A 19705-nucleotide genomic window follows, 5' to 3' on the forward strand; every position below is an offset into this window, starting at 1 on the left:
GGAAAGAAGGGGAAAGCGGTGAGGAGAAACAGAACCGCGGCGAAACGCAGCCGACAGCGGAGGCCCGGCCTACTTGCGCTTGAAGAGGAAGGTGAAGACTCGCTCTTCCTCGGCGCTGGCCAGCAGTTCATTACCCGTCTGTTTGGCAAAGGCCTGGAAATCCTTGACGGCCCCCGGGTCTGTCGCCAGTACCCGCAGCACCTGGCCGGTCTGCATTTCAGCCAAGGCCTTCTTGGTACGCAGGATGGGCAGGGGACAGTTGAGTCCTTTGACGTCGAGTTCGCGATCGTGGGTCATGGCTTAGAGGTGCGGCAGGGCCGGAAGGGATAACAGTTGCCGCCAATGGTAGACACACCGGCACAGCTTGCCAACCCGCCCATGAACAAGCCCCACTGGCGACACGGCGCCGGGGTGTGATGCCGGGTTCGAAAAGGGGGTGACGCACAGTGCTGCGCGGCTACGCACTCAGCGCCGCTGCCGCGCCTCTTCTTCCTGTTGGGCCCGCAACTGGCGCAGGCGGGCATCCACCACAGACAGCTCGTAGAAGTTGCCGTCGCCGGCCCGCTGGGCCATCTGCAACTGATCAATGGCCGGCAGCAGTTGCCCCTGCAAGGCGTAATGTTCCGCCAGGGCCTGATGCTGCTGCAAACGGCGCCCCAGGGCCGAAGCCACCTTGGCCTTCAGGCCCCACAGCTTGTAATCGCTAGAGTAGAGCTGCATCTGGGCATCCAGGTAGGCCAGGGCCTCCGCCGGGCGCCGGTCGGCCAACAGGGCATCGACGTAGCCGTACATCAAGGCCTTGGCGAAGGGGGTGTTCTTCAGAGCGGCCTTGAACACGGCAGCAGCCCCGGCGCTATCGCCCTGGGCGGTGCGTACTTCCGCAGCCAAGTTCTCCAACATCGGGGAATTGACCTTGAGCCGGCGCAAGGCCTGAATTTCCTGTTCGACCGCCGGGAAATTGCGGGCTCGCAACTGGGCATGAGCCAGGCCAAAGCGGATGCCTGCCTCGTTCGCAAACTTGCGCTCTTTCAACAGGTGCTCCAGGTCGGCCACCGCCTCCTTGGGGGTTCCCAACTGGGCCCGCAGCTTGCCCCGTACCAGATGAAAATCCTGGCTGTCAGGCACCTGCTTGTAGGGGGTTTTCTGGGCCCGGTTCTGCATGTCGGAAATCCGCTCGATCGTCAGCGGGTGGGTGCGCATGTAGGCGGGAGCGTTATTCTCGTAGAGCCGGGAGGCCTGCTGCAGGCGCTGGAAGAAGTCCCCCATGCCGCGCACATCGAGGCCGGCCTTTTCCAGGGTCTGGAAGCCGACCCGGTCCGCTTCCCGCTCGAAGTCCCGGGAGAAGGCCAACTGGGATTGCACGGAAGCGGCCTGGGAGCCGACGATGGCCGCCGTAGCCACATCGGCATTCTTGCTGGCGGCGAGGAGTGCCAGGGCCATGGCTGCCATGGAAACCATGGAGTTCTGCTTTTCCTTGGCAATGCCGCGGGCCAGGTGATGCTGGGTAACGTGGGAAATTTCGTGAGCCAGCACCCCGGCCAACTCCGATTCGCTCTGGGCCGAGGTAATCAGGCCACTATTCACGCCAACATAGCCACCGAAGGTGGCGAAGGCGTTGATGGTGGCGTCCTTCATGACGAAGAAGGTAAAACCATAGCCCGGGTCGGCACTGGCGGCCACCAGGCGCTGGCCCAACTGGTCCACGTAAGCGGCCACTTCCGGGTCGTCGAGGTATTGGGGGTCCCGCAGGCGGATTTCGTTGAGGATGCTCTCCCCCACTTTCTTTTCCAGCTGGGGAGGAATATCACCCTGGGCGGAGTCTCCCAGGTCGGGCAGGCCGTCCGCCAGCACCAGCGGCTGGGTGCCCAAGCAGAGCGCGGCAAGACAGGTCAGAAACACGCCACGCCGGACGCGCCGGGGATCGAAAGTCGGGAGTCGCAGGGCCAATTTCATGGTGCTATGATACCCTGCTTCCCTTGCCCGTTCCCTGACGCCGTGTCCGCCGAAACGACCTTTACACAATTTACCCATTTTGACGCAGCCGGCCAGGCCCACATGGTGGACGTCGGCGACAAGGCCGAAACCCAGCGCCGTGCCATCGCCGCTGGCCGCATCGTCATGGCGCCGGCCACCCTGGCGCTGATCCAGAGCGGCAGTGCCAAGAAGGGCGATGTGCTGGGCATTGCCCGCATCGCGGCGATCCAGGGCGCCAAGCGCACCGCCGACCTGATTCCCCTCTGCCATCCCATTGCCCTGACCCGGGTGGCAGTGGAATTCACCCTCGACCCGGACGCCCATGCCATCGACTGTCAGGCCACTACCCAATGCACAGGCCGCACCGGCGTGGAAATGGAAGCACTGACGGCAGTCAGTGCCGCCCTGCTGACCATCTACGACATGTGCAAGGCCGCCGATCGGGGCATGCGGATCGAAAATATCCGCCTGCTGGAAAAGGCCGGCGGAAAATCCGGACTCTGGCAGGCCGATTGAGGCCGACTATCCCCAGACGACCCCAGGTGAGATGTTCGCCGCCAGCCCTTTGCGGCAGGACTTCGCTCCGGTCCCCATCCCATTCCCGATTTACTTCCCCATTCTTCGATGAGGCCCCCGATGGATTCCATCCGCCGCCATTTTCTGAAAAGCGCCAGCCATTGCGGATTGGCCGCCACCCTGCTTGCTGCCGGCCTGTTGCACCCCAGCCGGGTCCTCGCCGCAGATTGGAATCACGCCGCTTTTTCCGCCACCACCCTGGGCGATGCCTTCAAGGCTTACGGCCTGCAGCCGCAAGCGGACAGCAAGGAAGTGCAGATCGTCGCTGCCGACGTGGCAGAAAACGGTGGCAACGTTCCGGTGGAGGTTTTGACCAGCCTGCCCCAGGTCCAAAGCATCGCCCTATTCGCAGAGAAAAACCCTTTCCCCCTGGCGACCAGCTTCGAACTGGCGCCGGGCGTCGTGCCTTACCTGAAAGTCCCACTCAAGCTGGCCGAATCCACCCGGATTAAGGCGGTCGTCAGGGCCGGGGGCAAGACCTATATTGCCACCCGGGAAATCGGCATCACCATCGGCGGCTGCGGCGCCTAGGAGAACAGCAATGGCTGAAGCGATGAAAATCCGTGCCGTACAACAGGGAGAGGTGACGGAAATCCGCATTCTCCTGCAACACCCCATGGAAACCGGCCAGCGCCGGGACCCGAAGACCGGCAACAACCTACCCCCTCATTTCATCCAGACATTCTCCCTGGCGGTCAATGGCAAAACCATGGTGAACGGCCAGATGAATACCTCGGTAGCCAAGAACCCGGTCCTCACCTTCCGTCTCAAGGGCGTCAAGAGCGGCGACAGGATTCAGGCTCAGTGGCAGGACAACCGGGGCGACAGCCGTACCGACGAGGCCCTGGTCAGCGCTGCCTGAAATTGATTGGCACCAGCACTACGCTGGTGAAGCCTCATTCTGAGCAGTGCAAAAAACGGAATGACAAAAACAAAAAAGCCCGCCGTTTCCGGCGGGCTTTTTCTTGCTACAAATCCGGTGAGGCTTAGGCCTTCTGGATGTTGGAAGCTTGCTTGCCCTTGGGGCCTTGGGTGACGTCGAAGCTGACCTTCTCGCCTTCCTTCAGGGTCTTGAAGCCATTCATGTTGATGGCGGAGAAATGAGCGAACAGATCTTCGCTGCCATCATCGGGGGTAATGAAACCAAAACCCTTGGCGTCGTTAAACCATTTGACGGTACCAGTTGCCATATGTGCTACTTCCTTCTTGAATAAATCTTTATGTAAAACGGGAACTAATGTGCTTTGACTCCCCGACGGGCATGTTTGGTGTCAAGAATCTGCATGCGCGGCGCCGGACCGTTTATGAATCCGGCAAGTACTTGAAGCCAAACACAGCCGACTTTGTACGCTAAGTTGTTTGCATACGTCAAGCAATTTCGGGAGCCCTCCTTTACATTTGCCGCCGAGAGGGCAAAAAGGCCTCACCAAGCCTGTAAACACGAGCCATTGGCGATGTTGTTGCAGAATGTTCAAAGCCGATTAGAATCAGCCCATGGCCACACAGCACGAAAATCACCAGGGCGACGTCACCCTGGAAAAGCAGCGATCCAAGGTTGCCCCCCCTCCCCTGTATAAGGTGCTGCTTTTGAACGACGATTTCACTCCGATGGATTTCGTTATTCAGGTATTGCAGAAGTTTTTTGCCAAAGATCGAGAACAAGCGACGCGAATCATGCTCAAAGTCCATAACGAGGGTCGCGGACTCTGCGGGGTTTACTCCCGGGATATCGCGGCCACGAAAGTGGATCAGGTCGTTGCATTTGCACGCCAGCACCAACACCCCCTGGTGTGCGTCATGGAGGAAAACTGAATGATCGCGCAGGAACTTGAAGTCAGCTTGCACATGGCCTTCGTCGAAGCCCGGCAGAAGCGGCATGAATTCATCACCGTCGAGCATCTGCTGCTGGCGCTGCTCGACAATCCTTCTGCCGCCGAGGCCCTGCGCGCCTGCTCTGCCAATGTCGAATACCTGCGGCGGGATTTGCAGACTTTCATCGACGAGCATACGCCCACCGTCGCCGGTGACGACGAGATCGACACCCAGCCGACCCTGGGCTTCCAGCGCGTCATCCAGCGCGCCATCCTGCATGTGCAGTCCTCCGGCAAGAAAGAAGTGACCGGCGCCAATGTGCTGGTCGCCATCTTCGGCGAGAAGGATTCCCACGCCGTGTTCTTCCTGCAGAAGCAGGGCGTCACCCGGCTGGATGTGGTCAACTTCATTTCCCACGGCATCAGCAAGAATCCGCAACCTGCCAAGGCCGAGACCGAGCAGGACACCGAGGGCGAGGCCCGCCACGAAGCCGGCCCCCTGGAAAGCTTTACCATCAACCTCAACGCCCTGGCCCTGCAAGGCAAGATTGACCCGCTCATCGGCCGGGACAAAGAGTTGGAACGGGTCATCCAGACCCTCTGCCGCCGCCGCAAGAACAACCCCCTGCTGGTAGGCGAGGCTGGCGTCGGCAAGACGGCCATTGCCGAAGGCCTGGCCCGCCGCGTGGTTGAAGGCGATGTACCGGAGATCCTCGGCAAGGCCAATGTTTACGCCCTGGACATGGGCGCCCTGCTGGCTGGCACCAAATACCGCGGCGACTTCGAGCAGCGCCTCAAGGCGGTGCTCAAGGCCCTGCAGGAAAACCCGGATGCCATTCTTTTCATCGATGAAATCCACACCCTGATCGGCGCCGGCGCCGCTTCCGGTGGCACCCTGGATGCATCCAACCTGCTCAAGCCGGCCCTGTCCGGTGGTCAGCTGAAGTGCATCGGCGCCACCACCTACACCGAGTACCGGGGTATTTTCGAGAAGGACCATGCCCTCTCCCGCCGCTTCCAGAAAATCGATGTAAGCGAGCCTTCCGTGGCGGAAACGGTGGAAATCCTCAAGGGTCTCAAGACCCGCTTTGAATCCCACCACGGCATCAAGTACTCCAGCGCCGCCATCAATTCGGCAGTGGAACTGGCGGCCCGCTTCATTACCGACCGCCACCTGCCGGACAAGGCCATTGACGTCATCGACGAAGCCGGTGCCGCCCAACGCATCCTGCCCAAGTCACGGCAGAAAAAGGTCATCGGCAAGCCGGAGATCGAGGAAATCGTCGCCAAGATCGCGCGCATTCCCTCGACCCATGTGTCCACCGACGACCGGGCTGCCCTGCGCAATCTGGACCGGGACCTGAAGGCCACCGTTTTCGGCCAGGACGTTGCCATTGATGCCCTGGCCAAGGCCATCAAGATGGCCCGTTCCGGCCTCGGCAACCCGGGCAAGCCTATCGGCGCCTTCCTCTTCTCCGGTCCCACCGGCGTCGGCAAGACCGAAGTGGCCAAGCAGCTGGCCTATTTCCTCGGGGTGGAACTGACCCGCTTCGACATGTCCGAATACATGGAGCGCCACGCGGTCTCCCGCCTCATCGGCGCCCCTCCGGGCTACGTGGGCTTCGACCAGGGCGGCCTGCTGACCGAAGCGGTCACCAAGAAGCCCTACTGCGTACTGCTGCTGGACGAGATCGAAAAGGCCCACCCGGACATCTACAACATCCTGTTGCAGGTGATGGACCACGGCACCCTGACTGACAACAATGGGCGCAAGACGGACTTCCGCAATGTGGTCATCATCATGACCACCAACGCCGGCGCGGCCGACTTGCAGAAGCCGGTGATGGGCTTCACTGCCAACAAGGAGGCCGGCGACGAGCTGATCGAAATCAAGCGCCTGTTCACGCCGGAATTCCGCAACCGCCTCGACGCCATCATTTCCTTCAAGGCGCTGGATCGCGACATCATCCTGCGAGTGGTGGACAAGTTCCTCATGCAGCTGGAAGAGCAACTCCACGAAAAGAAGGTAGAGGCCATCTTCACCGACACCCTCAAGGACATGCTGGCGGAGAAGGGTTTCGATCCCCTCATGGGCGCCCGGCCCATGGCCCGCCTGATCCAGGACACCATCCGCGCAGCCCTGGCCGACGAGTTGCTGTTTGGCCGCCTCTCCCATGGTGGCAAGGTGACGGTGGATGTGGACAAGGATGGCAAGGTCAAGCTGCAGTTCGCCAAGGAAGAAGAAGCCGTCGCCTGAGCCAACACGCAACGCGCCAAACCCCACCCAGGCCATGCCTCTTCCGGCATGGCCTTTTTTTTGCCTAGAATCGCCCCTTGCCCATTACATCCCAACCTCAGGAGACCAAATAAATGACTTTTGCCACCCCGGACCTTTGTGACGCCAATGAAGCCGCCATCGGCCACACCCTGCAGGTCGTCGCCCCCATGTTCAAGGCCTACGGTGGCCGCCCCCGCTTCTCCGGCCGTATCCACACCCTGAAGATTTTCGAGGACAACTCCCTGGTGCGCGAGGCCCTGGGTCAGCCTGGCCAGGGCAAGGTGCTGGTGGTGGATGGCGGCGGCTCCCTGCGCTGCGCCCTGGTGGGCGACCAGCTGGCGGTGCTGGCCCAGAAGAATGGCTGGGAAGGCATCGTGGTCTACGGCTGCATCCGCGATTCCGCTGAAATCAACCGTATCGACCTGGGCGTGCGTGCCCTGGATACCCACCCACAGAAGAGCATCAAGAAAGGCGTCGGCGACCAGAACATTGCCGTTACCTTTGGCGGTGCCACCTTCAAGCCTGAAGAATGGATCTACGTGGACGAAGACGGGGTCATCGTCTCTGCTACGGCCCTGATTTAAGCGGACCCGATCCAGGCCCCGTCAAACACCGTTTTCCCTGGAGCCGCCCTGCGGCGGCTCCACTGGGTGCCCTCCCCCCGCCTGCGGCTCCGGCTCCCCTTCATCGCACCACTCCAGCCGCCATCCACCCCCTGCCCAGGGTTTTCCCCAATTCCCAGCCAGACACGCCGGCACTTTTCCTGCAGCGCCCACCTTTTGCATTTCACTGCCGCGAATATCGTTTCATATTGCGGAATGTTGATTGCAATTCACTGAAAAGCAATACAAAAATATTGTCTTGTGTCTTATATAAGACATGTGTTGCTCTGCAAAAACAGCGCTATACTTTTTTCCCATCGGCACACGGGAAACGTCACTGCGACACCGGGCGCCGAACCAACCGCAAACGCCATTTATTAAGGAACCGAACATGAGCACTCGCGAACAGCAAATCGCCGCCCTGGAAAAAGACTGGGCTGAAAACCCCCGTTGGAAGGGCGTCAAGCGTGGTTACTCCGCTGCTGACGTGGTTCGTCTGCGCGGCTCCCTGCAACCCGAATACACCCTTGCCCAGCGCGGCGCCAAGGTCCTCTGGGACAAGGTCAACGGCGGCGCCAAGAAGGGCTACGTGAATGCTTTCGGCGCCATCACCGCCGGTCAAGCCATGCAACAGGCCAAGGCTGGCCTGGAAGCCGTGTATCTGTCCGGCTGGCAGGTTGCTGCCGACGGCAACACCTCCGAAACCATGTACCCGGACCAGTCCCTGTATGCCTACGACTCCGTCCCCACCATGGTTCGCCGCATCAACAACACCTTCAAGCGTGCTGACGAAATCCAGTGGTCCCGCGGCATCAACCCCGGCGACAAGGAATTCATCGACTACTTCCTGCCCATCGTGGCTGACGCTGAAGCCGGTTTCGGCGGCGTGCTGAACGCCTTCGAACTGATGAAGAACATGATCGCCGCCGGCGCCGCCGGTGTGCACTTCGAAGACCAACTGGCTGCCGCCAAGAAGTGTGGCCACATGGGTGGCAAGGTGCTGGTGCCGACCCGTGAAGCCTGCGAAAAGCTGATCTCCGCTCGTTTCGCCGCTGACGTGATGGGCGTGCCGACCCTGATCCTGGCTCGTACCGATGCCGAAGCTGCCAACCTGATCACCTCCGACTACGACGAGAACGACAAGCCCTTCCTCACCGGCGAACGTACCCAGGAAGGCTTCTTCCGCGTCAAGAACGGTCTGGAACAGTCCATCTCCCGTGGCGTTGCCTACGCTCCCTACGCCGATCTGGTGTGGTGCGAAACCGGCGTGCCCGACATCGGCTTCGCCCGTGAATTCGCCCAGGCCGTGCTGGCCGCCTGCCCCGGCAAGCTGCTGTCCTACAACTGCTCTCCTTCCTTCAACTGGAAGAAGAACCTCAACGACAGCCAGATCGCTTCCTTCCAGGAAGAACTGTCCGCCTTGGGTTACAAGTACCAGTTCATCACCCTGGCCGGCATCCACGTCAATTGGTACAACACCTTCAAGTTCGCCAAGGCCTACGCCGGCGGCGAAGGCATGAAGCACTACGTGGAAATGGTGCAAGAGCCCGAATTCGCCGCTCGCGAACAAGGCTACACCTTCGTCTCCCACCAGCAGGAAGTGGGTACCGGCTACTTCGACGACGTGACCACCGTGATCCAGGGCGGTTCCTCCTCCGTCAAGGCGCTGACCGGCTCCACCGAAGAAGAACAGTTCCACTAATCCCGGAACTCAGGGAGACCCCGGTCACAAGCCGGGTCTCCCGCCTCCGTGCCAACGCAGCACGGCGACCGAATTGCATCATCCCTTATCCTCTTGCTTGGGGAACAGGCCGACACCCACAAGGTGTCGGCTTTTTTTATGTGCCGTCACAAAAAAGGGCATGACGGGAAATCCGCCACGGGCAAGAATGGCGCCTTGGCCTTTCGCCCCCCCTTTTTGGCCCGCTTTCCGCCCCCTGGGTGACTTACGCTCCCGGGGCTGCCACAGGCCCCTCTCAAGCTCTCTATACCGCCTACCGGCCATGAATGCCGCCAGCCTCGCCCGACTGCTCCTGCTCGCCGCCATCTGGGGCGCCTCATTCCTCTTCCTGCGGCTTTCCGTGCCGGCCTTCGGCACGCTCTGGGCGGTGGAGGTGCGGGTGCTCCTGGCCGCCGCCTGTCTGACCCTCTTCGCCCTGTGGAGCCGGCAAGCCCTGAATTTCCGCCAGCACTGGCGCCAGTACCTGATCATCGGCCTGTGCAATTCAGCCCTGCCTTTCATCCTCTTCGCCTACGCGGCCCAGAGCCTGGGGGCCGGCCTGCTCTCCATCCTCAATTCCACCTCGCCCCTCTTCGCCGCCGTGATCGGTGCCCTGTGGTTACGCCAGCCCATCCGCGCCACCGCAGTGCTAGGGCTGCTGCTGGGCCTCGGCGGAGTGGCGGTGCTGGCCTGGGACGGATTGCAGAGCAGCGGCAGCACCCACGCCTGGCTGCCCATGCTGGCCGCCGCCCTGGCGCCTTCCTCCTACGCTTTTGCCAGCGTCTATAGCCGGCACCACGGCAGCAAGATCAGCCCCTTGGCCACGACCCAGGGCAGCATGGTCTTCGCCAGCCTGTTGGTGCTGCCCCTGGCCGTCACCCAGCCCCTGCCGGATGCACCCGGCGGGCTGGCCTGGGGCGCCCTGTTGGGGCTGGCGGTGCTGTGCACGGCCTGGGCCTACCAGCTGTATTTCAAGCTGGTGCATGAGGTGGGCCCGCTAGGCGCCCTGTCGGTGACCTTCCTCATTCCGGTGTTCGGCGTGCTGTGGGGGGTGTTGCTGCTGGGGGAAAAACTGGGGGGCCACCTGCTGCTGGGCGGTTCCCTGGTGTTGCTGGGTACGGCCCTGGCCAACGGGCTGCTGAAGTGGCCCCGCCTGCTGCGGCGAGGCCCCTAGGCCAAGCCGACCTAGGCGCTGCGACGACGGGCGACAGCAGCCGCCAGGGCCAACAGCTCCGCACCTTCTGCGCGGGAAAAGCCTTCCGGTAGTGCCGGCCGCCCAGCCCCGGCCATGGCGGCCTGGACGGAACGGCGGAGCAGATTGCCATCCGGCAGGATGGGGCCGAAGAAGCGCAGTTCGCCCTGGCGGATCACCGCGAGGGTGGGAAAAGTCTCCACATCCAGGCTGGGCAGGGCATCGGCGGCATCCTCGATGTCGATCCAGGCCCAGGCCCCGGCGCTTTCCTTGGCGGCCTCCTGGGCGGCTTCCCCGGTCACCGCCTCGAAGCCGCGACAGACGCCACACCAGGCGGCACAGAGCAGCAGCACCACATCGGCTGGCGCCTGGCCGGCCGGCGCAACGGCAGCATCCAGATCCTCAAAGCGCAGCAGCGAAAAGGGGGCAGACATGGAATACCTGGACCGGGAGCAATTGGGAAGGCTCCCATTCTGCCCCTGCCGCCGCAACGGGGAAAGCCCGGCCCGGCTTTCTGCCCGCCGCGCACCCTTGTCCCACCCGGGCCTAGCCCCCCCCCACCTGACTTGACCTCGCCCAGGCCACCGCTCCCGGCGACAGGCGGCTCCACACCCCCCATTTACAACGGCCAGTGGCCAGCCCGTTCAGCACCCGAGCAGGGCTCGGTCATTGCCAAGTGCTTGCCAACTCAGGATAATTCGCCGCTCCCGCGGGAGAGAGGGGCGCCCCCAGCACCTGGGCCGTCCCCGCCGAAGGCGCAAGCTCCCATAATCGCTCAGGCACACAGAACCGCGGGTTTCAACGTTAGCCGACTGGAGAGTGGTTGGCCGGTATCCCGGCGCAACCCACCGAAGGGGCAGGCCGGGCGCCGCGGGGCGCCGGACCGAAACTCTCAGGTACAAGGACAGGGGGAGAGGCACCACCGATGCAGGCCCGGTTGACCGGGGCCTGCCCGCCGGTGCGCACCTGTAAAGGATCTCCGTCCATGCCCTGCCAGAACCCAACATCCACGCGCCTCTCCGCCGCCCCCTCATGGGGATTGGCTCCCCTCCTGCCTCTCCTGGGAGGTGCATGATGCTGCTCACCATCTATCTCATCGCCATCACGGCGGAAGCAATGTCGGGCGCCCTGGCGGCCGGCCGGCGCAACATGGACATCTTCGGCGTCGCCTTCATCGCCTTCGTCACCGCCCTGGGCGGCGGCACCATCCGCGACATGGTGCTGGGCCACTTCCCCATCGGCTGGACCCAGCACCCGGATTACATCTACCTAGTGATTTCCGCCGGCCTGCTGACCACCATCCTGGCCCGCTACATGCACCATCTGAAAATGGTCTTCCTGGTACTGGACGCCCTGGGCCTCATCGCCTTTTCCCTGATCGGCTGCGAAGTGGCCCTGGGCATGGGCTACCCCACGGTGGTGGTGATCATGGCCGGCATGATCACCGGCATTTTCGGCGGCATCCTGCGGGACGTGCTGTGCAACCAGGTTCCGGTGGTCTTCCGCCACGAGCTGTACGCCAGCGTCTCCCTGGCGGTGTGCGGCCTGTATCTGGTGCTGCGCCACTACGGACTGGATACGGAAACCAACACCCTGGTCAGTTTCGCCCTGGGCCTTTCCCTGCGCCTTTCCGCCATCTGGCGGGGCTGGAAGCTGCCCACCTTCTCCTACCGCAAGCGCTGGGAGTAGGCCCCAAGGCCCCAATAGGCCCCGACAGGGCCATTGCTGGCCGCAAGCGGTAACCGCGCGAGAAAGGGGCCGCCCCCCCCCGGCCAACCAGGCACCTGGGGCCAGCGCCGGCCCCAGCGCTGCCGCCCCGCTGCCCGAGTCCTCCACCCCAAGCCCCCGGCTCCGGCAAGTCTTCCGGGTTTTCAGGCCGGCGTCAGGCCTGCCAGTACCCCGGGTTGCCGTAGGTATTCTTCAGAAAATCGATGAACAGCCGCACCCGTAGCGGCAAGTGGCGGCGCTGGGGAAAGACGGCGTAGATACCCACCGGCGGCGCCGCCCACTCATCGAGCAGGGAAACGAGGCACCCGGCTGCCAGATCCTCCCCCACCTCCCACAGCGAACGCCAGGCCAGGCCGTAGCCCGCCAGGGCCCATTCGTGCAGCACGGCACCATCGTTGCATTCCAGGGTGCCCGCCACTTTCAGCACCAGGCTTTCCTCCGGCCGCTCCGGGTGGCGGAAGGTCCAGCCCCGCTGCTGGCCAAGGGAAAGACAGTTGTGGCGGCTCAAGTCCTCCAGCGCAGCGGGGCGGCCCTGCCGCTCCAGATAGGCCGGGCTGGCCACCACCACCCGCCGCATTTCCCCCAGCTTGAGGCTGACCAGACTCGAATCCGCCAACTCGCCGATGCGCACCGAGAGATCGATGCCTTCATTGACCAGATCCACCAGGCGGTCGGTGAGATCCAGATTCACCGTCACTTCCGGATTGCCCGCCAGGAAATCCGCCACCAGGGGCGCCACGTGCTTGCGCCCGAAGCCGGCCGGAGCCGACACCTTGAGATGGCCGCTGGCCTTGACCCCGCCCAGGCTGACGGAGGCCTCGGCATTGGCGAGATCGTTGAGGATGCGCTGGCAGTCCTCAAGAAAGGCGCTGCCCTCGAAGGTGAGGGAGAGCTTGCGCGTGGTGCGCACCATCAGCTTCACCCCCAGGCGGGCTTCCAGGGCATCCAGACGGCGGCCGATGATGGCCGGGGTAACCCCTTCCAGGGCCGCTGCAGCGGAGAGGCTGCCCTTGCCGGCCACATTGACGAAGGCGGAAATCTGCTTGAAGGCATCCATGAAATTCGATACTTAAAGTAAAAGATCATTCGCCACAATCCTAGCTTATCTTTTACCTCGAGCAATAATAAACTGCGATCCACAGGCTGGGAAAAAACTCCCCGGCCCGGCACCACCCCAGCCCGACAGAGAAAAAATGACTGCGCCCAGCCCGATCAAAGCGATTGCCTTCGATGCCTACGGCACCCTGTTCGACGTTTACTCCGTCGGGGCCCTGGCCGAGCAGTTCTTTCCGGGCAAGGGCGTGGCGCTGACCGCCCTGTGGCGCGACAAGCAGCTCGAATACACCCGCATTCGCACCCTCTCCAACCGCTACAAGCCCTTCTGGGAAGTGACCCAGGACGCCCTGGTTTACGCCGCCTCCTCCCTTGGCATCAAGCTCGAGGACAACGAGCGGGGCCGTCTGATGAGCCAGTATGCCTGCCTTTCCGCCTTCCCGGAGAACCTGCCGGCCCTGAAGGAACTGAAGACCCTGGGCCTGCCCCTGGCCATTCTTTCCAACGGCACCCGGGCCATGCTCGACATTGCCGTGAAGAGCAGCGGCATGGGCGGCCTCTTCGACTACATCCTCTCGGTGGAAATGGTGCAGAAGTTCAAGACCGCCCCGGAGGTTTACCAGATGGCGCCGGAGGCCTTCGACCTGCCGAGCCGGGAAATTCTCTTCGTTTCCTCCAATAGCTGGGATGCCTGCGCCGCCACCTGGTTCGGCTTCACCACCTTCTGGATCAACCGCAACGGCCAGCCGCCGGAGCAGTTGGGCGTGACGCCCACAGCCAGTGGCCACCGACTCACCGACGTGCTGACCTTCATCAAGGCCCAAGGCTGATATGGACCTGCTCACCATTTTTCTCGTTGGCGGCGGCGCTTTCCTGGCTGGCGGCATGAATGCCATGGCCGGCGGCGGCACCTTTTTTTCATTCCCCGCCCTGCTTGCCGCCGGCGTGCCCCCAGTCACCGCCAACGCCAGCAACACCGTGGCCCTGTGGCCCGCCAGCCTGTCCTCCGCCTGGGCCTACCGGCGGGAGTTGCTGCGCCACAAGTCCTGGGTCATCCTGCTCACGGTGGTGGCCCTGATCGGCGGCCTCACCGGCGGCCTGCTGCTGCTGGCCACCTCCAACGCCGCCTTCGCCAAGCTCATCCCCTGGCTGCTGCTCACCGCCACGGCGCTCTTCGCCTTTTCCGGCCAGGTTTCGAAGCTGGTGGCCTGGAGCAAGGCCCGCCTGGGTCTGAAGACCGATGCCGAAGCCGGCCGCAAGAGCGTCGGCGGAACCCTCTTTCAGCTCGCCGTATCGATCTACGGCGGCTTTTTCGGTGCCGGCCAGGGCATCCTCATGCTCGCGGCCCTGTCGATCCAGGGCCTGGAGGACATGCAGGAGCTCAACGCCATCAAGAACTGGCTGTCGGCAATCAACTACACGGTGTCGGGCCTCACCTTCATCATCGCCGGGGCCATCAGCTGGCCCCATACGCTGCTGATGCTGGTGACCGCCATGGCCGGCGGCTACGCCGGCGCCGCCCTGGCCCGTCGCCTGCCGGCCCTGTGGCTGCGCCGCCTGGTGGTGGCCGTGGGCACCGTGCTGACGATCATCTACTTCGTCAAAACCTATTTCTGAAATTCCTGTTTTCCCCGATTACGCACTTTCAACCATTCCGCACTTTCAACGATTCAAACGAGGAGAGACCATGAGCCTGAACCTGCCCGCCGGCGTGCAAATCACCGCCCCCATCCAGCCCCAGTACGAAAGCATCCTGACCACCGAAGCCCTGGAATTCGTGGCCAAGCTGCACCGCGCCTTTGAAGGCCGCCGCCAGGAACTGCTGAAGGCCCGCGTGGCCCGCCAGGCCCGTATCGATGCCGGCGAAATGCCCGACTTCCTGCCCGAAACCAAGGCTATCCGCGAAGGCGACTGGAAGATCGCACCCCTGCCCAAGGCCCTGGAGCGTCGCCGCACCGAAATCACCGGCCCCGTCGAAGCCAAGATGATCATCAACGCCTACAACTCCGGCGCTGATTCCTACATGACCGACTTCGAGGATTCCAACTCCCCCAACTGGGACAACCAGATCCAGGGTCAGGTCAACCTCTACCAGGCCATCCGCCGCCAGCTCTCCTTCAAGAACGAAGCCGGCAAGGAATACAAGCTGAATGACCAGATCGCCACCCTGCAGATCCGCCCCCGGGGCTGGCACCTGGATGAAAAGCACGTAACCGTGGACGGCCAGCGCGTCGCCGGCGGCATCTTCGACTTCGCCCTGGTTTTCTTCCACAACGCCAAGGAACAGATCGCCCGCGGTGCCGGCCCCTTCTACTACCTGCCGAAGATGGAATCCCATCTGGAAGCCCGCCTGTGGAACGACATCTTCGTCATGGCCCAGGATCACATCGGCCTGCCCCAGGGGACCATCAAGGCCACCGTGCTGGTGGAAACCATCCTCGCCACCTTCGAGATGGAAGAAATCCTCTACGAACTGCGCAACCACTCTGCCGGCCTCAACGCCGGCCGTTGGGACTACATCTTCTCCTGCATCAAGAAGTTCAAGAAGAACAAGGACTTCTGCCTGGCCCAACGCGGCGTCATCACCATGGAAGTGCCCTTCATGCGCTCCTACGCCCTGGCCCTGGTGCAGGCCTGCCACAAGCGCGGCGCCCCCGCCATGGGCGGCATGAGCGCCCTGATCCCCATCAAGAACGACCCGGTGGCCAATGAGAAGGCTCTGGCCGGCATCCGCCACGACAAGGCCCGCGACGCCCGCGACGGCTTCGACGGCGGCTGGGTGGCCCACCCCGGTCTGGTCTCCATCGCCCACGAAGAGTTCGTCAAGGTCCTGGGCGACAAGCCCAACCAGTGGGAAAAGCAGGTGGAAGGCTCCTTCGGTCCCAAGGACTGGCTCAACTTCCAGCCCGAGCAGCCCATCACCGAAACCGGCCTGCGCAACAACATCAACGTCGGCATCCACTACCTGGGTTCCTGGCTGGCCGGCAACGGCTGCGTGCCCATCCACAACCTGATGGAAGATGCGGCCACCGCCGAAATCTCCCGCTCCCAGGTGTGGCAGTGGGTGGTCTCCCCCAAGGGCATCCTGGACGATGGCCGCAAGGTCACCGTGGAAATGGTGCGCCCCATGATCGCCGAGGAACTGGCCAAGGTGAAGGCTACCGTTGCCGCCCAGGGCGAAGACACCGCCACTTACGACCAGGCCGCCGTGATCTTCGACAAGATGAGCCTGACCCCGGATTACCCGGAGTTCCTCACCCTGCCGCTGTACGAAGCCATGGCCTGAGCCTGCTCGCCGCCGGAATTTCCGGCAGCACGATAAACGGCGCCCTGCGGGGCGCCGTTTTGTTTGGAGTGGCGGCCGAGATACGCCCCATACCCCCCATGCCCGGCAACCGCCCCGGCGAGTGGAAGGGATGCCACAAATCCCCCGGCAAAGACCTTTCCCGCCCAGGGGGAAACTCCCTTTCGTCAAGCCAGGGGGGTATAGTTACCGGTTGCCTCCAATCGAGCAAAGCACCCCCATGGACGAAATCAAAATCCGCGGCGCGCGGACCCATAACCTCAAGAACATCAGCCTGGACCTGCCCCGGGACAAGCTGATCGTGATCACTGGCCTCTCCGGCTCCGGCAAGTCTTCCCTGGCTTTCGACACCCTCTACGCCGAGGGCCAGCGCCGCTATGTGGAATCCCTCTCGGCCTACGCCCGCCAGTTCCTGCAGCTGATGGAAAAGCCCGACGTGGACCTGATCGAGGGCCTCTCCCCGGCCATTTCCATCGAACAGAAGGCCACCAGCCACAACCCCCGCTCCACCGTGGGTACGGTAACGGAAATCCACGATTACCTGCGCCTACTCTACGCCCGGGCCGGCACCCCCTATTGCCCGGAACACGGCGAGCCCCTGGAGGCACAGACCGTATCCCAGATGGTGGACCACGTGCTGGCCCTGCCGGAAGAGACCAAGCTGATGATCCTGGCGCCGGTGGTGGCCAACCGCAAGGGTGAACAGCTGGACCTCTTCGCCGAACTGCGGGCCCAGGGCTTCGTGCGCCTGCGGGTGGACGGCACGATCTACGAGATCGACGCCCTGCCCAAGCTGAACAAGACCCAGAAGCACAACATCGACGTGGTGGTGGACCGCCTCAAGGTGCGGGAAGACATGCGCCAGCGCCTGGCCGAGTCCTTCGAGACCGCCCTGCGCCACGCCGACGGCCGGGCCATCGCCCTGGAGATGGAGAGCAACCAAGAGCACCTCTTCTCCGCCAAGTTTGCCTGCCCCATCTGCTCCTACGCCCTGCAGGAACTGGAGCCGCGCCTGTTCTCCTTCAACAACCCCATGGGCGCCTGCCCCAAGTGCGACGGCCTGGGGGTGATCCAGTTCTTCGACCCGAAGCGGGTGGTGGCCCATCCGGACCTCTCCCTGGCCGCCGGCGCCATCCGGGGCTGGGACAAGCGCAACCAGTTCTATTTCCAGATGGTCCAATCCCTGGCGGCCTTCTACGATTTCGACGTGGAAACGCCCTTCAACGAACTGAGCGAGAAGGTGCAGAAGCTGGTGCTGTACGGCTCCGGCAGCGACATGCTGCCCTTCCAGTACATGAACGAGCGGGGCAAGCTGGTGGTCAAGGAACATGCCTTCGAAGGCATCATTCCCAACCTGGAGCGGCGCTACAAGGAAACCGACTCCCTGGCGGTGCGCGAAGAACTGGCCAAGTACATCAGCAACACCACCTGCCCCACCTGCGAAGGCACCCGCCTGCGGGAAGAGGCGCGCCATGTGAAGGTGGGCAGCAAGACCCTGCACGAAATCAGCCACCTGCCCCTGGCCGGTGCCCGGGACTACTTCGAGCAGCTGGAACTCACCGGCCACAAGGCCCAGGTGGCGGAGAAAATCCTCAAGGAAATCACCTCCCGCCTGCAGTTCCTCATCAACGTGGGCCTGGATTACCTCTCCCTGGACCGCTCCGCCGAGACCCTCTCCGGCGGCGAGGCCCAGCGTATCCGCCTGGCCAGCCAGATCGGCTCCGGCCTCACCGGCGTCATGTACGTGCTGGACGAGCCTTCCATCGGCCTTCACCAGCGCGACAACGACCGCCTGCTGGCCACCCTGCGCCAGCTGCGGGACATCGGTAACACGGTGATCGTGGTGGAACACGACGAGGACGCCATCCGCACTGCCGACTACGTGGTAGACATCGGCCCCGGCGCCGGGGTGCATGGCGGTGCCATCGTCGCCGAAGGCACGCCCCAGCAGGTCACCGACAATCCGGCTTCCATGACCGGCGACTACCTGGCCGGGCGCAAGAAAATCGAGGTGCCGAAAAAGCGCCGTCAGACCGACCCGGAGAAAAAGCTCCAGGTCATCGGCGCCAAGGGCAACAACCTCAAGGAGGTCACCCTGGAGCTGCCGGTGGGCCTGATGACCTGCATCACCGGGGTTTCCGGCTCGGGCAAATCCACCCTCATCAACGACACCCTCTACGCGGCGGCGGCCCACCATCTCTACGGTTCCACCACGGAGCCGGCGGAACATGAGGAAATCATCGGCCTGGATCACTTCGACAAGGTGATCAACGTAGACCAGAGCCCCATCGGCCGCACTCCCCGTTCCAACCCGGCCACCTACACGGGCCTCCTCACCCCCATCCGCGAGCTGTTCGCCGGGGTGCCGGAAGCCCGCTCCCGGGGCTACGGCCCGGGCCGCTTCTCCTTCAACGTCAAGGGCGGCCGCTGCGAGGCCTGCCAGGGCGACGGCGTGATCAAGGTGGAAATGCACTTCCTGCCGGACATCTACGTGCCCTGCGACGTCTGCCACGGCAAACGCTACAACCGGGAAACCCTGGAAGTGCACTACAAGGGCAAGTCCATCTACGACGTGCTGCAGATGACCGTGGAGCAGGCCCGGGAATTCTTCGACCCGGTGCCGGTGGTGGCCCGCAAGCTGCAGACCCTGGTGGATGTGGGCCTCTCCTACATCACCCTGGGCCAGAGCGCCACCACCCTCTCCGGCGGCGAGGCCCAGCGGGTCAAGCTGGCCCTGGAACTGTCCAAGCGCGACACCGGCCGCACCCTCTACATCCTGGACGAGCCCACCACGGGCCTACACTTCCACGACATCGAGCTGCTCCTCAAGGTGCTGCACCGCCTGGCCGACCACGGCAACACCGTGGTGGTCATCGAGCACAACCTGGACGTGATCAAGACCGCCGACTGGCTGGTGGACCTAGGTCCCGAGGGCGGCGGCGGTGGCGGCCGCATCATCGCCAGCGGCGCGCCGGAAGCGGTGGTGAAGGTGGCGGAAAGCCATACTGGCCGCTTCCTCAAACCCCTCTTGAAGCGTTAAGGAGCCGCCATGACCTCTCCCTACAAGGGCAAGACCGGCCTGGAACGGCTGTGGAACGCCCTGGGCTATTCCCGGGACGGCCTGGGGGCCGCCTGGCGCCATGAAGCGGCTTTCCGCGAGGAAGTGCTGCTGGCCCTGGTGGCCATTCCCCTGGGCCTCTACCTGGGCAAGACTGGCCTGGAAAAGGCCCTGCTGGTAGCCAGCATCCTCATGGTGCTGGTGGTGGAACTGCTCAACTCCGCCGTCGAGGCGGTGGTGGACCGGGTTTCCCCCGAGCGCCACGACCTTTCCAAACGGGCCAAGGATCTGGGCAGCGCCGCCGTGCTGCTCAGCCTGCTGGCCACGGGCACCCTCTGGGGCCTGATCCTGCTTTACTGATGCGCGACTGATCCCGACCGGCCGGGGCGGCTCCAGGCAGCCCCGAAGG

19 protein-coding genes and 2 riboswitches are annotated in these 19705 nt (G+C 63.4%); of the genes, 14 read left to right on the top strand and 5 right to left on the bottom strand.

What is annotated here, in order from left to right; all coding sequences use genetic code 11:
- Positions 1 to 69 precede the first annotated feature (69 nt).
- Together AZSI13_RS01725 and AZSI13_RS01730 are read right to left on the bottom strand one after the other, a co-directional pair.
- Positions 70 to 297 carry a sulfurtransferase TusA family protein gene (locus AZSI13_RS01725; RefSeq protein WP_109039456.1) on the bottom strand — a complete coding sequence of 76 codons (228 nt, stop codon included), beginning with the start codon at positions 295 to 297 and terminating at the stop codon, positions 70 to 72.
- 168 nt (positions 298 to 465) lie between these two features.
- Entirely contained in the window at positions 466 to 1869 is a 1404-nt protein-coding gene (locus AZSI13_RS01730; RefSeq protein WP_235609591.1) for a M48 family metalloprotease, read from the bottom strand.
- A 126-nt stretch (positions 1870 to 1995) separates the two neighbouring features.
- Here AZSI13_RS01730 and moaC point away from each other — a divergent pair, with 126 nt between their 5' ends.
- From moaC to soxZ, 3 genes are all read left to right on the top strand, one after another.
- Positions 1996 to 2490, top strand: coding sequence for a cyclic pyranopterin monophosphate synthase MoaC (gene moaC / locus AZSI13_RS01735; protein ID WP_268807487.1), 495 nt, complete (start codon positions 1996 to 1998; stop codon positions 2488 to 2490).
- Positions 2491 to 2610: 120 nt separating this feature from the next.
- Positions 2611 to 3081 (top strand): thiosulfate oxidation carrier protein SoxY, encoded by a 471-nt coding sequence (gene soxY / locus AZSI13_RS01740; RefSeq protein ID WP_165833263.1) that lies wholly within the window; start codon positions 2611 to 2613, stop codon positions 3079 to 3081.
- 10 nt (positions 3082 to 3091) lie between these two features.
- The gene (gene soxZ / locus AZSI13_RS01745) at positions 3092 to 3412 is read left to right on the top strand and encodes a thiosulfate oxidation carrier complex protein SoxZ (protein ID WP_109039460.1); all 321 of its coding nucleotides are present in this window, start codon (positions 3092 to 3094) and stop codon (positions 3410 to 3412) included.
- Positions 3413 to 3536: 124 nt separating this feature from the next.
- Here the strand turns inward: soxZ and AZSI13_RS01750 are convergent, their stop codons facing one another.
- Positions 3537 to 3740: a cold-shock protein gene (locus tag AZSI13_RS01750; RefSeq protein ID WP_014235134.1), complete on the bottom strand. Its 204-nt coding sequence runs from the start codon at positions 3738 to 3740 to the stop codon at positions 3537 to 3539.
- A gap of 304 nt (positions 3741 to 4044) precedes the next feature.
- On the opposite strand from AZSI13_RS01750, the gene clpS reads away from it, so the two are divergent.
- The 5 genes from clpS to AZSI13_RS01775 all read left to right on the top strand — a co-directional run bounded on the left by clpS (position 4045) and on the right by AZSI13_RS01775 (position 10135).
- The gene (clpS, locus tag AZSI13_RS01755; RefSeq protein WP_109039461.1) at positions 4045 to 4362 is read left to right on the top strand and encodes an ATP-dependent Clp protease adapter ClpS; all 318 of its coding nucleotides are present in this window, start codon (positions 4045 to 4047) and stop codon (positions 4360 to 4362) included.
- Positions 4363 to 6618: an ATP-dependent Clp protease ATP-binding subunit ClpA gene (gene clpA, locus AZSI13_RS01760; protein WP_109039462.1), complete on the top strand. Its 2256-nt coding sequence runs from the start codon at positions 4363 to 4365 to the stop codon at positions 6616 to 6618. It abuts the gene before it with no gap.
- Between the two features lie 113 nt (positions 6619 to 6731).
- Positions 6732 to 7223: a ribonuclease E activity regulator RraA gene (gene rraA / locus AZSI13_RS01765; protein WP_109039463.1), complete on the top strand. Its 492-nt coding sequence runs from the start codon at positions 6732 to 6734 to the stop codon at positions 7221 to 7223.
- Between the two features lie 409 nt (positions 7224 to 7632).
- Positions 7633 to 8943: an isocitrate lyase gene (gene aceA / locus AZSI13_RS01770; RefSeq protein ID WP_109039464.1), complete on the top strand. Its 1311-nt coding sequence runs from the start codon at positions 7633 to 7635 to the stop codon at positions 8941 to 8943.
- Between the two features lie 301 nt (positions 8944 to 9244).
- Positions 9245 to 10135, top strand: a complete 891-nt coding sequence (locus AZSI13_RS01775) for a DMT family transporter (protein WP_109039465.1) — start codon at positions 9245 to 9247, stop codon at positions 10133 to 10135.
- A gap of 11 nt (positions 10136 to 10146) precedes the next feature.
- Here the strand turns inward: AZSI13_RS01775 and AZSI13_RS01780 are convergent, their stop codons facing one another.
- Positions 10147 to 10587, bottom strand: coding sequence for a thioredoxin domain-containing protein (locus tag AZSI13_RS01780; RefSeq protein WP_109039466.1), 441 nt, complete (start codon positions 10585 to 10587; stop codon positions 10147 to 10149).
- A 266-nt stretch (positions 10588 to 10853) separates the two neighbouring features.
- A riboswitch (glycine riboswitch) is annotated at positions 10854 to 10955 on the top strand.
- Positions 10956 to 11071: riboswitch (glycine riboswitch) on the top strand.
- Between the two features lie 153 nt (positions 11072 to 11224).
- Between AZSI13_RS01780 and AZSI13_RS01785 the strand changes: the two genes are divergently transcribed.
- Positions 11225 to 11842, top strand: coding sequence for a trimeric intracellular cation channel family protein (locus tag AZSI13_RS01785; RefSeq protein ID WP_235609592.1), 618 nt, complete (start codon positions 11225 to 11227; stop codon positions 11840 to 11842).
- 193 nt (positions 11843 to 12035) lie between these two features.
- Here the strand turns inward: AZSI13_RS01785 and AZSI13_RS01790 are convergent, their stop codons facing one another.
- Positions 12036 to 12938 (bottom strand): LysR family transcriptional regulator, encoded by a 903-nt coding sequence (locus AZSI13_RS01790; protein ID WP_109039468.1) that lies wholly within the window; start codon positions 12936 to 12938, stop codon positions 12036 to 12038.
- A gap of 136 nt (positions 12939 to 13074) precedes the next feature.
- Between AZSI13_RS01790 and AZSI13_RS01795 the strand changes: the two genes are divergently transcribed.
- The 5 genes from AZSI13_RS01795 to AZSI13_RS01815 all read left to right on the top strand — a co-directional run bounded on the left by AZSI13_RS01795 (position 13075) and on the right by AZSI13_RS01815 (position 19656).
- Positions 13075 to 13764 carry a haloacid dehalogenase type II gene (locus AZSI13_RS01795; protein WP_109039469.1) on the top strand — a complete coding sequence of 230 codons (690 nt, stop codon included), beginning with the start codon at positions 13075 to 13077 and terminating at the stop codon, positions 13762 to 13764.
- Between the two features lies 1 nt (position 13765).
- Positions 13766 to 14551 carry a sulfite exporter TauE/SafE family protein gene (locus tag AZSI13_RS01800; RefSeq protein ID WP_109039470.1) on the top strand — a complete coding sequence of 262 codons (786 nt, stop codon included), beginning with the start codon at positions 13766 to 13768 and terminating at the stop codon, positions 14549 to 14551.
- 70 nt (positions 14552 to 14621) lie between these two features.
- Positions 14622 to 16220: a malate synthase A gene (gene aceB, locus AZSI13_RS01805; protein WP_109039471.1), complete on the top strand. Its 1599-nt coding sequence runs from the start codon at positions 14622 to 14624 to the stop codon at positions 16218 to 16220.
- A gap of 238 nt (positions 16221 to 16458) precedes the next feature.
- Positions 16459 to 19278, top strand: a complete 2820-nt coding sequence (uvrA, locus tag AZSI13_RS01810; RefSeq protein ID WP_109039472.1) for an excinuclease ABC subunit UvrA — start codon at positions 16459 to 16461, stop codon at positions 19276 to 19278.
- Between the two features lie 9 nt (positions 19279 to 19287).
- Positions 19288 to 19656, top strand: a complete 369-nt coding sequence (locus AZSI13_RS01815; protein ID WP_109039473.1) for a diacylglycerol kinase — start codon at positions 19288 to 19290, stop codon at positions 19654 to 19656.
- Positions 19657 to 19705 lie beyond the last annotated feature (49 nt).

It is taken from the genome of Azospira sp. I13 (assembly GCF_003112695.1).
GTDB lineage: Bacteria > Pseudomonadota > Gammaproteobacteria > Burkholderiales > Rhodocyclaceae > Azospira.